The following is a 14,259-nucleotide window of genomic DNA, read 5'->3' as shown; positions in this document are numbered from 1 at the left end:
CTTATTATCACTAAAATCCCCCCTAATTTATCTATATCATATCAAAAGTATAATTGTTTCGCATTATATAACAATTGCGACCTTTATTATATTATAACACTAACTATATTTTCCTATTGTATTTAGAATATTTTTGTCACTTTTCACTTTTTTGAATGCATTGATATTACTTTAATATACAAGTTTTCCACAGACTTTTAGGTATTATAATTTCCTTGGAATTAAAAAAAGATACTTCCATTTTGAAAGCATCTTTCATTTCTTAATATCATATCAAGGCTCATTCATTCATGGTAAATCAGTGATAAAATAAATCCTAAAACTCTTTTAAAATGCTGATAAATTCATTGTTTAAGTAAGCGGTTAACTTTCTAATCTTACAATTTAACTATTATATATTTTTGCCATAGAAAATTCATCTACATATTTACCATCTATAATCATTGCATTTTTCTTAACACCTTCTACTTCAAATCCATTTTTTTCATAAAGGTGTTTTGCTATACTATTAGAACAAATCACACTAAGTTCAAGCCTTGTAATCTTATTTTTTATAGCCCATCTATCTAATTCAGAGAATAATTTACTTCCAATTCCCTTCCCTCTATATTTTTCACGTATTCCAACAACAATATAGCCAGTATGTTTAATTCTTTTAGGTCCTCCTCTTTGAACAGAAAGAAAACCAACAATATTTTCTTCATCAGTAGCTACTAAAACTAAATTATCACCATTGATACTTTTTTCGATTCTATTTTTTGCTATATTAATATCAGTAGGACGTTCCCCAGGCTCAAACATCATAAATTTAGTTTCATTATCTAAATTTAAAAGCATCTCTAAGTAATTATTAGCATCTTCTACTTTTATCTTTCTGATTTCCATTTGATCCTCCATACCTTTTATTTAATATCATAATAATTTACTTTTATTAAACAAACTTATTTCATTCTTTTGATTGTTTCATTCAATGAAATACACTCTGCATACCTTCTATTCCACATAAATTCATTATGATATTTATATGATTGCTCTGCTGATATAAATACATTGTCAACAGTTGTATTTGAATAGGCTGGAACTACTATATTAAATCCATGTTCAAATCCGCATTTTATAGTTGCATCAATACAATAATCTGTTTGAAGTCCAACAACAATTATATCTTTTTCTTTTTTTGTTGTTAAATAATCTAATAAACCAGTATCCTTAAAGGCACTATTTACCTTTTTATCAAATATTTTTTCATTATTACATGGCTTGAACTTCTCATATATTTCAAAACCATCACTTCCCTTAGTTAACTCACTCCCCTCTCCATCATCATGACGTACATATATAACTTCAATATTATTTTCTCTCGCTGTATCAATTAGTTCTTCTACATTTGATACAAATTCATGGAAGTTATATAACTTTTCATTTGTTATTAGTTTTTGTGTATCAACAACCAATAAAACCATATCCATTCCCCCTTCATAATATCTAAAAATTGTATTCTAATTATATCATAAATCATATATTAACTGGATATCCAGCAATTCTTTTAAATAGTTATTGTCTTGATTATATAAAACTATAGTTTAGTAAGTGTTTATTAAAACATATATCTTAGTGAACATCTTAATAATATTAAATCTGCTATAATTAAATTAGTACTTATTATAATGATTTAAATTACATTAAAATTTGGAGGTGGTCTTTTGTATCTGCTTGGTTCATCCCTTCTTTTTTAATAATAAAAAAAGAAGGGTGATTAATCATGAAAATAAATAAATTGGCAATTCCACTGATGCTAAATAGTATTTCTTCTACTATTATAAATATATGTGACCAAGCTATGGTTGGTAGAACTTATTTAGAAGGATTTGCTTCAGTTGGTATAATCGGAAGTAATATATACAGTATAACAGGTGTATTAGGTGCTATTTCTGTAGGATTTAATATATTAGGTTCAAAGGCAAAAGGAAGAGATGATAGCACAGATTTAAATAACAGTTTATTTTTTAGCCTTATTATTAGTATCATTATAGGGGTTATTTTCTTTGGATTATGTATCTTTAGGGGCGAATACATTTTACAAAATTACTTCAATATATATGGGAATACACTGAAAGATGCGACTTTGTATCTTCATATATTTAGTTTATCACTTGGGATAAACCTAGTCTTATTTAACATCTCGTCATATTTTAAGATAATGAGCAAAACTAAATATATATTGTATGGAAATATAATTTCATGTATATCAAATTTACTATTTGATTATATACTTATATTTGGTAAGTTTGGGGTTCCTAAATTAGGTATAGTAGGAAATGCTATTGGCTCGGTTATGTCATTAATACTTTGCCTAGCATTTTATATTATTATAATTAAAAAATATAATTTAATTGCTAAAACTAAAATTAATCTATTTAAAAATACAAAAAAGATTTTAAAGATATCTACTCCTATAATTTTACAAGAGTTTGTAGAATCAATAATAGTGGTATTTACGATGAACTATATATTATCTCAAATAGGTCTGTTAGAAGTTTCTATATATAATTTACTTTTTAGCATAATAAATATAGCGTTGATGCCAATGTATGCATACTCTCATGCAGCATTAAACATAATAAGTGAGGACATTGGAGCTAAGAATACAGCTGAAATAGACAAAACTATTAAAAGTTGTATTTTTAGAGCAACAGGATTTTATTGCGTTATATGTATGGTAATATTAATTTTTAAAAACCAAATACCTATGATAATAACTAATAATACTGATTTAATTATAAATTCATCTAAATATATGTTTGTTATAGTTACTGCAAATATTATGAATATACCTAGCTGTGTACTAAAATTTAGTTTGCAAGCTTTAGGTGAAGAAAAAATCGTATTTGTATATTCATCTATAACTTCAATTTTTTCTACGGCACTAATATACATATTAGTGTGTATATTAAATGGTGGATTAAATAGTGTATATATTGGTTTAATGATGAATTATTTAATTTTAAGTGTAGTTTTATTAAGAAAGTTTTATATTGCTAAAAAGAGTTTTATAGTTAAATATTCTTAATATAAAGGTAATAGATACTAAAAGAGGGTTTATCAAATTGATATCCCCTTTTTGGTGTTCAATAATTATTTTACATGATTACTTAAACCAACTTCTAGCATATGCCTCTATTACTAGCGGTTTATCCCAATGCATTAGATGTGTGGTTTCAGGTATTCTTTTGACTACAGAATTACTTATCTTTTTAAATTCTTCCACTTGTAAGTTTCTAATTTCCATCCATGATTCAGGAAGAGTAGCCACTAATAGTAATATGGGGGTCTTTATTTTGCGATACAGTTTATTTGTTGGGTAATCATACATAGATTTGATGGCACCTCTAGCAGTACCTCCAGTAGTACAAAATCTAATTTTATCATTATCTGCTTTCATCAAATCTCTAGCCGAAATTTCCAATAACTCTGACCATCTTAAATAATTGTTTTCTTCTTCAGCTAAAAATTCATCCCAATTAGAAAATACATACCCATCAAAATCAGTTTCATACGATTTTATTTCTTCATCCAATGAACAATCTGGTTTAAATGATAGTTGACTTTTATCAACTTTAGTAAAATAATCGTATTGATATTGTTTTATATGATAACCTCCATCTAAAAGGAGTATTTTCTGTATTCTCTCTGGGTATTGAACTGAGAAATGAAGAGCAATGCATCCACCCCAAGAATGAGCCATTAAGTAAAAACTATCTTTTACAAATAAGTTTATTACATCAGAAACCCACTGGATTAAATTTGGAATTGCATAATCTTCATCATTTTCAAATGCAGGTGTCATTCCATGACCTGGCAAATCAATAGATAATACATGGTATTTATCACTCAACAACTCACCTAATTCTAAAAAACTCAGATTTGTACTACCTAAACCATGAATACAAATAATTGTAGGATTTTTCTTACTCCCCCATTCACAAACCCGTACTTTCAAATTTTCATTATTTATAAATAACTGTGTCACTATTCTCCCCCTTTTTATCTGGTTGAATATGTTGCTCCCACTTTAATATGAAAATTTTATTTAACCTTTATAAAATGCTAAAACCCATATAAATCAAAAGAATAAAAATTCCAGCAAACATTTGTATTTTTTTATTGTTCTTATAATTTATCCATGTCATCATGCTTAGTAGAGTTATGAATAGTAAATTTATAACTACTAATGGTATTTCAATCAAACCAAATAATTTTAAAAACACTAATACCATTGAGATTACTGAAATTACCAATGCCATATCAGCTAAAGATTTTCTTTTCATAAGACACACCTCCGCTATAAAATTGTTTAACTTTAATTAAAATTTATAGCAAATTGAAGTTAAGCAATTTTATACTGTATTTCTAATCTTTATGTTAAAATAATTAATACTTTAAAATATCATACTATAACTGAGCAACCATTCGAAGTTCTCTATAAGTTACTCCTCCATATTCATATTCAAATACTTCTCTTTTCTTAAATCCAATATTTTCATATAAGTTAATGGCAATAGTATTATCAACCTCTGCACTTGTATAAAGTTCTACATGCCCGTATCTTTCAATAAAAAATTCTATGAATTTCTGCAATGTTGCTTTTCCTATTCCTTGATTTTGGAACTTTTCATCAATCATAAATCTACTCATGGACCATCCATTGAGCTCATCATCAAAATCATATAAAATAAAACCTACCATTTTGTTATCTTTATAAACTCCTAATGGATATAAATTTGGTTCATATGCTGATTGGACTAAAGAAAACATATTTGAAGCTACAAATCTTTTTTGTCTTTCACTGGTTTTTAATTTTATACATTTATCGTAATTACTTCTATCAATTGCTTTGAATTCTATATTCATATTTAATCACCCCTAACACCATTTTTGCCTGTTTATTGACTTATAAAAACTGTATGTCTATAGTTACCTTATTATTTAGCATATATATTCCACATTGTTTTATAGCATTGCAACTTTAATTTTTAAGTTTATAATTATGTATTACTTATTTTCCAAAAAATCAAGTTTATCCTTTGTCCAATCAGCTGGACCCTCTGATGGGCTGATATATTTGTTCCAGTATTCACCCCTAAATTAACTAACCTTCAACACAGTATGCGTAAGGTAATAATTCTTGTACCTTTGCTTTCATAAGACCTACTTCTGTATTAATTATAACATCACCACCTAACATATAATCATTAAGTAATTGTCTACAATTTCCACAAGGGGGCAGTACCTCTTCACCTTGTTCTCCTAGTACTGCAACTATACAATCAAAATCTCTTTCCCCTGAGGATATAGCTGAACCAATAGCAATCATCTCAGCACAAGCTCCAGATACTGTATAAACATTAACACCTACATATATATTTCCACTTTTGCATCTTACTGCTGAACCCACCGTATGTTTAAACTTATCTTTGTCGTAGTTTTTACCTATAACTTCCTTTGCCCTATTAATCAATTCCAAATCTTTATCCATCAATTTTTCCATAGTATCCACCCTATTTATTTCATAATCTATAGTGATTTAAGCTCTTCTTCTAATTCATTTATTAGTTTAGTTTTAGACATAGGCTCACAGTGTCCATGTATATATGTTTCAAATTCAGTTTCCCTTAGTATGTTTAAATACCTTGCTAATTCATATTTATTATAATTTTCTTCACCACTATAACAGCCCTCACAATCAGCATCACCCGAGAATAAAACTTTTTCTTCAGGAATCCATACTATCGTTGAATCCTTAGAATGAGGTCCTCCAACTAATAATATTTCACAATGTAAATTTCCCAAATCTAATGTAAGGCTTTTATCAAATATAATATCTGCAGTTTTTACTTTTATCTCATTTAAGTCTTTATATTCAAGTCTAATATATTTATCACAAAATTCTATTTCTTCTCCACTTTCAAGACGCTCTTTCATATCCTTGTCTGTCCACTTCCAAGACTCAATTTTCTTAAGTTGCCTGTTTGTTAGTTTGTTTGCAATTACTTTAGAGTTAAGTGAGGCAATTCCAAATGTATGATCCCAATGCCAGTGAGTTATTATTACAAACTTAGGTGGTTCAAGTCCTCTTTCTTTTAACCCATTGTAAAATAGGTCAACATGTCTTTTAGAATTACCAGAATCAATCATTACAGAAAATTCTTTTCCTCTAATATATCCTAAAGTTGGACGGTCAGTAGTTTCATCATGCGGTAAATAATATATGTTCTTTGATACCTCTTTTAAAATCATAAATCTACCCCCTTGTTTTATCTATACTTTTCCTATTTACCTTAGACATATCTTGTAAAAAATAAGTACTAGAATAAATTAGCCTAAGTCAATCCAGTATCTTTGTGTTATTCTATCTCCTTCATAAATCTCATTCTCCATTTTCCCGCCATTATTAATTATGGTTTTTGCAGATGCAATATTATTCTTGTCACAAGTAATTAAAACTTCTTTTATACCTAATTTTATGCATTCTTTTAATGCTAACCCTAACATTTCAGTTGCATATCCCTTTTTTCTTTCACATTTTCTAGTGCTATAACCTATGTGCCCACCAACTCTTAATAAATAATCATTTAATCTATGTCTAATATCAATCATTCCAACGATCTTACCATCATCACTTATAGCTAAATATGTAGTTGCTGGAACTAATCCGTCTCTAACTGTTTCCTCTTTCAGATTATCTAAAAATGCTTTATACCACTCTTCAAAGGTTTTACTATCTCTTAATCCTGCACTGCCATCCATACTATCCCTATTTTCAATAAACTCTCTTTTATAGTCCATTAGATCATCTTTGAATTTTGGGCTTGGTAAAACCAATCTTAGTCTACTCATCTAATACCCCCAATCACCTAAATGCTTTGTATTTTAATTAACTTTTTATTTTTTCTAAAATATAGCTAGATTCATATTTATCCATAAGATTATTCCACCTACTAAGTTATTATTTATAGATATTTTATATGCAATAGATCCTTCATCTAGAGCAAATTTACGTAGAAAATCTCCATTATCATATCCAGTAGGACCTCTTTTAGGTTCATTAAGATGTATTCTTGTATCTTCATCAAATGACCTCTTCATTATAGGAGTTAACTCATCAATGTCTTTTTCTTTTATAATTTCAAACTCTAACTCTCCAAATCTTTTCATATATTTTCTACCACCTTTATAATAATTACTTTTATTCTTTATTTCTATAAAATTATACATAAGTATTGTCATTTCCTTTATGTTTTCTATATAAAAATAGCTGTATATGATTATACAGCTATTTTTATATAGACATCTTTAAATTTTATATTATTGTGTAAATTTGAGCTGGTAAATAATATTTATATATTATAACAAAAGTAATTTAAGCTACTTATCTGCTTGATTTATAAGTTCATCTAGTGAAGTTTTTCCAGCACTATATTCTGATATAGCATTATACAAATACGTTATATCTGATTTATTTTGAATTTGTATTAAAATTGCATTTAATGATGCTCCATATATTGATGCAATGGTTGTAATTCCATTATAATTACGTTTTATTTTTAAATCATCAGTATTTTTATATTCTCTACCAATATTTATTAATATTTCATCTATTAATGTTCTATCAAAATTAACCATCTTTTTTATTTCTTCCTCACTAACTTTATCGTCTAATATTATTTTCTTTAAAATTATATCTATGTCGTTACCAATTCTAGTTAAATCATTGATTGAACTAGATACTACTTCATTGGGCGATGCAAAGGATATAGTAGTAAATATTATAAAAAAGCTCATCGTTGTAGCTATTAATTTTTTCATTTTTTTACCTCCAATAATACTTATCTAATTACTTATTATAATTTTCCCTATATGGAGGATATTTATTGTATATAAATTTTGTTAATTTAATTGAATAATTTTATTCTATAATTATATTACATAGCATAATAATTACAAATATATATAACTTTGATGAGGTAATTTAATATGCCAAATAATAATAAAATAGCTTTTATTACTTGCGTTAATAATGAGGATGTCTACTCTACATGTCTGGATAGAATAAATAATTTATTTATTCCTTACAATTACGAAATTGAGATAATACCTATAAGAGATTCACCAAATATCTGCAACTCTTACAATAAAGCCATTCAACAAAGTGATGCTAAGTACAAAGTATATTTACATCAGGACACATTAATAGTATATATAAACTTTATAAGTTCTATATTAGAAATTTTTATTAAAAATCCTGATATTGGCATGCTTGGAGTAATAGGTTGCAAAAAAATTCCTACTAACGGAATCTGGTGGGACTCTATACAGAAAGTAGGGCGAATAATTGAAAGTAGTAGCGGAAATCTAAAACTAATTAATTATAATCCTTCAAAACCTATTGAATATGTTGAAGCTGTAGATGGATTAATAATGATTACTCAATATGATACTGAATGGAGAGAAGATTTATTTTCAGGGTGTCATTTCTATGATATATCACAATGTATTGAATTTAAGAGAAATAACTACAAGATAGCAATCCCAATGCAAAGTACCGTGTGGTGCATACATGACAGTGGAGTAGCAAACTTAGATAAATATCATACTTATAAGAATATTTTCCTTGAAGAATATGTAAATCTTATCTAACAATTATAAAAAACTATATATAAAAATAAAGGTTATAAACTAGGACTCTAGAGTATAACCTTTATTTCATCATAAAATAAAATTATGTACTATAATTGTTCTACAACCTCTAACTTACCTGTGTATGGATCTATAATAAGTCCACTAACATTTACATCATTTGGCATCAATGGATGATTTTTAATTGATGTTACACTTTCTTTTATTGAATCTTCTACAGAATCAAATCCATGCAACCATTTGTTAATATCTATCCCACAACTATTTATAGTAGACAAAGTATCCTTACTTACTCCCCTATTTACCATCTTATCAACAATACTATTAGTATCTAAATTACTCATCCCACATCCATAATGTCCAACAACCATTATATCCTTTGCATCAAACTCATACACAGCAACAATCAAGCTTCTAATAATACTTCCAAAGGGATGCATTACAGTTGCACCTGCATTTTTAATTATTTTTGCATCACCATTTTTTATGTTCATTGCTTTTGGCAGTAGTTCAGTTAGCCTGGTATCCATACAAGATAAAATTACTACTTTCTTATCTGGAGTTTTTGTTGTCTCATATTCTTCATACTCTTTATTTTCTACGAATTTTTTATTATGTTCTAAAATATCTTCTAATCTAGTTAAATTATTAGTTTTCATAAGAATCCCCTTTTATTTTTTATGTACATCTATTCTTTGATTAGTATCTCTGATTTAACTATTTATCGCTAAGATAACTATTAACCTTATCTAGTAACTTAGGTTGTATCTCTTGATAAGTTAATTCATCCGGCATTTCATCAAAATAGTTAATTTCTCCAATCTCAAGATTTGGTAGCTCACCTAACTCTTCTATCTCAGCAAAGTATAACTTGCCATATGTATCTACTGGATGTCTAGAAGTGTCAACATCTTCTTTTGTAACTGAATATATACAAACAGGATCTATTTTAAACGTTATCGCCCCAGTCTCCTCATACAGCTCTCTAGTAGCTGCTTTGTCTATATCTTCTCCATCTTCCCTATGTCCTCCTGGTATCTCCCATGTTATTCTTTCTTTGTGTTTTGATAGTACCCACTTACCATTAAACCTTGAAACTATAACTGCAAAAAGTAGTTTATTATCTTCTATTTCATCTAATCTATAGAAATTAACCTTAACCATATTAATCCCCCTTTAACTTTTTTCATGACATTTATCATAAATTAATAATATAATTGTAATATTTTGTATATTCATTATACTATTAAATTCATTTATAGTATATTCTTATCTTCTAGTTAGTTTTTATTGATTTTCTAGATATTAATATGTAAGTGGAGATTCTTAAATAATTGTATTTACTTTTCACTAAATCTACTAGATATATATTTTATGATATAATTACAATGGAAAATTTTTTATATCTATATATTAGCAATTCTCTTTACTTGATTAGCTGTAATATTATACTCTCTTCCAAGTATACCTGCATTGACTCCATTGTATCTCTTTATAATATCTCTATTTCTTGATGGCTTAATCAAAGTATTATAAGTAGGTATATATACTTTTTCTCCCCCATAGTACCTAACAATCTGATCAAACTTATCCTCTCCTACTATCTCAAGCAAGCCCTGCAGGTTTGCCGGTATGTCATCTATAAAAATTCCCACCTCAATCACTCCTTTTATAAATAATTTTATAGACTATGCTCTAACATTTACAGAAAAATAAGTTACATCTTTTTGTTACCACTACATGTATAATATTGTAATTGACAAGATAAACTATACGTAGTAAAATAAACTCATCGAAATTCAATTGAGTCAAATTAAATTTTAAAAAAGTAATTAGAGGTATCAAATGGATAAATACGAAAAAATAAAGTTAGATAATCAAGTATGTTTTTCTCTTTATGCTCTTTCAAGAGAAGTTATAAAACTATATAAACCTTTATTAGACAAACATAACCTTACCTATACTCAGTACGTAACTATGCTAGTTATATGGGAAGAAGAAAAAATTGTGTTTAAAGATTTAGCAAAAAGACTTCACTTAGATTCAGGAACCCTGACTCCTGTATTAAAAAAATTAGAGGCAATGGAGTTAATAACTAAGTATAGAGATAAAAATGATGATAGAATGGTAATAGTTGAGCTAATACCAAAAGGAGGCTTATTAAAAGATGAAATTCTTGAAGTCCCTGAAAGTTTATATTGTCAGTTTGGAAATGATGAAGAATTGCTTTTACTAAAGAAATATTTAGATAAATTTTTAAATAAGTTAGATTAATGATTATGTTAATTGTTAATCTAACTAAAAAAATAATAAATTCAATTTAATAAAATTAAATTTATATAAATCAACTTGGAGGTACAATATGAAATTTTATGATTTTAAAGCAAAGAAAATGAATCAGCAAGAAATTAGTATGAAAGATTATGAAGGTAAAGTTCTTTTAATAGTAAATACAGCAAGTAAATGTGGTCTTACTCCTCAATTCGAGGAACTAGAAGAGTTATATAAAAAATATAAAGATCAAGGACTTGAGATTTTAGGTTTTCCATGCAATCAATTTGCAAAACAAGATTCTGGGAGTAATGATGAAATACATTCATTTTGTCAGTTAAACTACGGTGTTACTTTCACTATGTTTGAAAAAATAGATGTAAATGGAAGCAACGCACACCCATTATACCAATACTTAAAAAATCAATCAAAGGGTATTTTAAGTAAGGAGATAAAGTGGAATTTTACAAAGTTTTTAGTAGATTCAAAGGGTAATGTAATTAAAAGATATGCACCAATAGTAAAGCCAAGCTCTATAGAGGAAGATATTAAGAAACTTTTGAATAATTAAGATATATATAAACTTTTTATCCCCAAAATGTTCCTCTCCTATGTGTCCACTACGTGTACAGATTTCAAGATACTATTAAGTTAACAAATAAATTAATAGGAGGTAATTACTATGGCAATTGTTTCACTAAAAGAACCATCTAGTCTTAAGATTAAATTTAATCACGGGGCTGATACTCATGGAAAGGCGATAATTAAAACTAAAAGTTATCCAAACGTAAAACCAGTAGCTTCAAATGATTCTTTATATGCTGTTGCAAAAGCTTTATCCAATCTTCAGGAACATGACTTATTTGATGTATCTAGAGTAGACAATACTACTTTAGCAGAATAATTTTTAAAATTTAGGGGGTAATTAATTATGGATGTTTCGTTAAAACTTGTAATGACTTTTAAAACTACAGCAGGAAATAAGGTATCTTTAACTTTAGATGACCCAAGAGCTGATGTAAGTGAGCAAGATATAAAAGATGTTATGGATCTAATAATTGCACAAGATATATTTTCACCAAATGGAGCTTCTTTAGTAGAGGCTTTTGAGGCTAGGGTTGTTAAGACTGACACTACTGGATATGATTTAGTTATTGGATATGATTTAGTTATTGGATATGATTTAGTTATTGGATAGGAAGTGATTTTATGGATAATATGCAGACTTTAATAGCTAATGTAGGTTTTCCAATTGCTATTTCAATGTATTTATTGATTAGAATTGAAAACAAGCTACTTAGTTTAACTTCTAGCATAGATAATCTATCTGCTAATATATCATCTTGTAAAAATAAATAATAATTTTAAGAGTGTGGTTTTATCTAAAATCACACTCTTTTTGTGATAATATCAAATTTTCTATTTATAATAATGATTTTTTATAAAACTATGAAACTTTTTATTAATTTAAATCGTCTAATAAGTATAAGAGTTAATACAGATTAAGTTTATATTAATGGAGATGATTTTAATGAGTAATAAATATTTTGATAACATAATAATTAAAAATAAATTACTAAAGATAACAGCAATAATTTTAGTAGGTATGATAACAATTGGAATATCTAGCCCTGCCCTAGCTTCAAAAATTCCTCTTATAGGAAATCTATTTGATTCAACTGATCAAAATATCTACTCTCATAATTATAAAAAGAGTATAAAGTTAAATTATAGAGTTGATAATTACAAAATTAAAGATATTTCTATAACTCCCTTTGGTATGATTTTAAAATCAAATCTCCCAACTGAAAATGATTTTTCAACTCAGACTGCTGACACTGCCTTGGATTATGAGTTACATATTTATGATGAACATGGTGAGGAAATACAAATAAGTGAATCTAAAACTGGCAAGTTTAAAAGTAAGACTGATATATTCCCTGTTCCATCTAAATATAGTAATTATATAAAAATAATAATTAAAAAGGTTAAATACAGAAAAGAATCAAATAGTGAAAACTCCCCTTCTTATCTAGCAATTGCTGAGGAAATAATTGATGAAAGAGTTATTAGTATCAAGTAAATATTACTATTACTTAAATAATTTAATTTAAGGTAATTAATAGATAAAGCTTTTGACATTGAAATTTAAGTGGTAAAATATTATTAAGAATTTTAAAGTTTCCAAACTATGAGTGGGGGGTGAATAGTTTTGCAAACAAAATATGACGCGGCCAAAATATGTGGTTTCTTATATTTTTTATATTTTATATTTTTAATATTTCCAATACAAAGTCTAATAAGTTCAGAAATAGTATTTAAAAATCTATCTAAGTATAGATTTGAACATAATACTTCTGGAGGAATAGGAATAGCAACATCAATTATATTTCTACTTCTACTATTATCACTTTTATACTATGGACTTAAAACAATTTTAAGTAAAACTATTATAATTGAAGATGAAAATAAAAATAATAAAATAAATAAAAAACTTGTAATATACAAGTTATTTATAGTTATAACAATAATTCTAAATTTAACTGTTTTGTACATTACTAAAGATAGGGCTTTGACTATTACTGGCCTATTTTCTATATTGATAAGCTTAATAATATGTTTTGGCATGAAAGTGTATTTTATAGCTTGCTTATATGATAGAAAAGCATTATGGCTAGAAAGTGTTACTGGTATTTCTTATAAAGAGGCTGATAAAAAAAGTCGGCTTTGGAAATATAAGATTTGGCATGAACCAAAAGAAAGAGTAGAATTTAAATACAGAAAAAAGATTCTAAATAGAAGTATATTATACATAACAATAATTTCTTTATTTTTCATTAAATTTGTACATACACCTGTCTTTTTACTTTTTTGTATAATGGTTTTATCTTTCTTAACATTTCACGTACTTTCTCTTATTGATAGTATTTTTAACTTATTTACTTCATTAGAAGGTACTTGTACTGAAATACATAAAGAAACTGGTAAAAATTCAAGTTATTATTGTATTACAGTTATAGATTTTAATAGAGAAAGAAAATTGGAATTTACATCAAAAAAAGATTATTCTATAAACCAAGGTGATAATACATATGTAGTTCACTCAGTTCTCTCTAAGAAAGTTGTATCAGTTAATTCTATAAGTTTAATTGATTAAAAAGCAACAATACTTCTATATTAAAATAAGTATTGTTGCTTTTTATTATCTACTACCCCATAAAGTTATAATCAAGCCTATAAAATACAACCTCATCATCAACTAACCAAAATTCTATAGAACACTTTTTATTC

General features: G+C 26.9%; 22 protein-coding genes. 9 read left to right on the top strand and 13 right to left on the bottom strand.

Going from position 1 to position 14,259, the window contains the following annotated elements:
* Positions 1 to 384: 384 nt before the first annotated feature.
* Both CHL78_RS17255 and CHL78_RS17250 read right to left on the bottom strand, forming a co-directional pair.
* Complete coding sequence (locus CHL78_RS17255) at positions 385 to 885, bottom strand: GNAT family N-acetyltransferase (protein ID WP_094368204.1); 501 nt, start codon at positions 883 to 885, stop codon at positions 385 to 387.
* Between the two features lie 56 nt (positions 886 to 941).
* Positions 942 to 1,463: a cysteine hydrolase family protein gene (locus CHL78_RS17250; RefSeq protein ID WP_094368203.1), complete on the bottom strand. Its 522-nt coding sequence runs from the start codon at positions 1,461 to 1,463 to the stop codon at positions 942 to 944.
* A gap of 299 nt (positions 1,464 to 1,762) precedes the next feature.
* On the opposite strand from CHL78_RS17250, the gene CHL78_RS17245 reads away from it, so the two are divergent.
* Positions 1,763 to 3,070 (top strand): MATE family efflux transporter, encoded by a 1,308-nt coding sequence (locus CHL78_RS17245; protein ID WP_094368202.1) that lies wholly within the window; start codon positions 1,763 to 1,765, stop codon positions 3,068 to 3,070.
* A gap of 78 nt (positions 3,071 to 3,148) precedes the next feature.
* Here CHL78_RS17245 and CHL78_RS17240 read toward each other — a convergent pair whose 3' ends face one another.
* The 8 genes from CHL78_RS17240 to CHL78_RS17205 all read right to left on the bottom strand — a co-directional run bounded on the left by CHL78_RS17240 (position 3,149) and on the right by CHL78_RS17205 (position 7,866).
* Positions 3,149 to 4,030: an alpha/beta fold hydrolase gene (locus tag CHL78_RS17240; RefSeq protein ID WP_094368201.1), complete on the bottom strand. Its 882-nt coding sequence runs from the start codon at positions 4,028 to 4,030 to the stop codon at positions 3,149 to 3,151.
* Between the two features lie 67 nt (positions 4,031 to 4,097).
* Positions 4,098 to 4,328: a hypothetical protein gene (locus tag CHL78_RS17235; protein ID WP_094368200.1), complete on the bottom strand. Its 231-nt coding sequence runs from the start codon at positions 4,326 to 4,328 to the stop codon at positions 4,098 to 4,100.
* Positions 4,329 to 4,452: 124 nt separating this feature from the next.
* Positions 4,453 to 4,911 carry a GNAT family N-acetyltransferase gene (locus CHL78_RS17230; protein WP_094368199.1) on the bottom strand — a complete coding sequence of 153 codons (459 nt, stop codon included), beginning with the start codon at positions 4,909 to 4,911 and terminating at the stop codon, positions 4,453 to 4,455.
* Between the two features lie 238 nt (positions 4,912 to 5,149).
* Entirely contained in the window at positions 5,150 to 5,548 is a 399-nt protein-coding gene (locus CHL78_RS17225) for a cytidine/deoxycytidylate deaminase family protein (protein WP_094368198.1), read from the bottom strand.
* Positions 5,549 to 5,574: 26 nt separating this feature from the next.
* Positions 5,575 to 6,297: an MBL fold metallo-hydrolase gene (locus CHL78_RS17220; RefSeq protein WP_243446472.1), complete on the bottom strand. Its 723-nt coding sequence runs from the start codon at positions 6,295 to 6,297 to the stop codon at positions 5,575 to 5,577.
* 78 nt (positions 6,298 to 6,375) lie between these two features.
* Complete coding sequence (locus CHL78_RS17215; protein WP_094368197.1) at positions 6,376 to 6,897, bottom strand: GNAT family N-acetyltransferase; 522 nt, start codon at positions 6,895 to 6,897, stop codon at positions 6,376 to 6,378.
* A gap of 54 nt (positions 6,898 to 6,951) precedes the next feature.
* Positions 6,952 to 7,215 carry a hypothetical protein gene (locus tag CHL78_RS17210; RefSeq protein ID WP_147295843.1) on the bottom strand — a complete coding sequence of 88 codons (264 nt, stop codon included), beginning with the start codon at positions 7,213 to 7,215 and terminating at the stop codon, positions 6,952 to 6,954.
* A gap of 210 nt (positions 7,216 to 7,425) precedes the next feature.
* A complete protein-coding gene (locus CHL78_RS17205) occupies positions 7,426 to 7,866 on the bottom strand; it encodes a hypothetical protein (protein ID WP_094368195.1) in 441 nt (146 codons plus the stop codon).
* 168 nt (positions 7,867 to 8,034) lie between these two features.
* Here CHL78_RS17205 and CHL78_RS17200 point away from each other — a divergent pair, with 168 nt between their 5' ends.
* Entirely contained in the window at positions 8,035 to 8,697 is a 663-nt protein-coding gene (locus CHL78_RS17200) for a glycosyltransferase family protein (protein WP_094368194.1), read from the top strand.
* Between the two features lie 89 nt (positions 8,698 to 8,786).
* Here the strand turns inward: CHL78_RS17200 and CHL78_RS17195 are convergent, their stop codons facing one another.
* The 3 genes from CHL78_RS17195 to CHL78_RS17185 form a co-directional block, all read right to left on the bottom strand.
* Entirely contained in the window at positions 8,787 to 9,356 is a 570-nt protein-coding gene (locus tag CHL78_RS17195) for a beta-class carbonic anhydrase (protein WP_094368193.1), read from the bottom strand.
* A 58-nt stretch (positions 9,357 to 9,414) separates the two neighbouring features.
* Complete coding sequence (locus tag CHL78_RS17190) at positions 9,415 to 9,861, bottom strand: NUDIX hydrolase (RefSeq protein WP_094368192.1); 447 nt, start codon at positions 9,859 to 9,861, stop codon at positions 9,415 to 9,417.
* A gap of 242 nt (positions 9,862 to 10,103) precedes the next feature.
* On the bottom strand, positions 10,104 to 10,352 hold the full coding sequence (locus CHL78_RS17185) for a Mor transcription activator family protein (RefSeq protein WP_158540725.1): 249 nt from the start codon (positions 10,350 to 10,352) through the stop codon (positions 10,104 to 10,106).
* Between the two features lie 190 nt (positions 10,353 to 10,542).
* Between CHL78_RS17185 and CHL78_RS17180 the strand changes: the two genes are divergently transcribed.
* The 7 genes from CHL78_RS17180 (at position 10,543) to CHL78_RS17150 (ending at position 14,125) form a co-directional block, all read left to right on the top strand.
* On the top strand, positions 10,543 to 10,971 hold the full coding sequence (locus CHL78_RS17180; protein WP_094368190.1) for a MarR family winged helix-turn-helix transcriptional regulator: 429 nt from the start codon (positions 10,543 to 10,545) through the stop codon (positions 10,969 to 10,971).
* An 88-nt stretch (positions 10,972 to 11,059) separates the two neighbouring features.
* Positions 11,060 to 11,539: a glutathione peroxidase gene (locus tag CHL78_RS17175; protein WP_094368189.1), complete on the top strand. Its 480-nt coding sequence runs from the start codon at positions 11,060 to 11,062 to the stop codon at positions 11,537 to 11,539.
* A 111-nt stretch (positions 11,540 to 11,650) separates the two neighbouring features.
* Positions 11,651 to 11,872, top strand: coding sequence for a DUF1659 domain-containing protein (locus tag CHL78_RS17170; RefSeq protein WP_094368188.1), 222 nt, complete (start codon positions 11,651 to 11,653; stop codon positions 11,870 to 11,872).
* Positions 11,873 to 11,899: 27 nt separating this feature from the next.
* Positions 11,900 to 12,166 carry a DUF2922 domain-containing protein gene (locus tag CHL78_RS17165; protein ID WP_094368187.1) on the top strand — a complete coding sequence of 89 codons (267 nt, stop codon included), beginning with the start codon at positions 11,900 to 11,902 and terminating at the stop codon, positions 12,164 to 12,166.
* A gap of 11 nt (positions 12,167 to 12,177) precedes the next feature.
* A complete protein-coding gene (locus CHL78_RS17160; RefSeq protein WP_094368186.1) occupies positions 12,178 to 12,327 on the top strand; it encodes a YvrJ family protein in 150 nt (49 codons plus the stop codon).
* A 172-nt stretch (positions 12,328 to 12,499) separates the two neighbouring features.
* Positions 12,500 to 13,051: a DUF4179 domain-containing protein gene (locus CHL78_RS17155; protein ID WP_094368185.1), complete on the top strand. Its 552-nt coding sequence runs from the start codon at positions 12,500 to 12,502 to the stop codon at positions 13,049 to 13,051.
* A gap of 129 nt (positions 13,052 to 13,180) precedes the next feature.
* Positions 13,181 to 14,125, top strand: coding sequence for a hypothetical protein (locus CHL78_RS17150; RefSeq protein ID WP_094368184.1), 945 nt, complete (start codon positions 13,181 to 13,183; stop codon positions 14,123 to 14,125).
* Positions 14,126 to 14,259 lie beyond the last annotated feature (134 nt).

The sequence above is a fragment of the Romboutsia weinsteinii genome, from assembly GCF_002250835.2.
GTDB classification, from domain to species: domain Bacteria; phylum Bacillota; class Clostridia; order Peptostreptococcales; family Peptostreptococcaceae; genus Romboutsia_A; species Romboutsia_A weinsteinii.
Note: the sequence above shows the minus strand (reverse complement) of the source record. Positions and strands in the feature narration are given on the sequence as shown.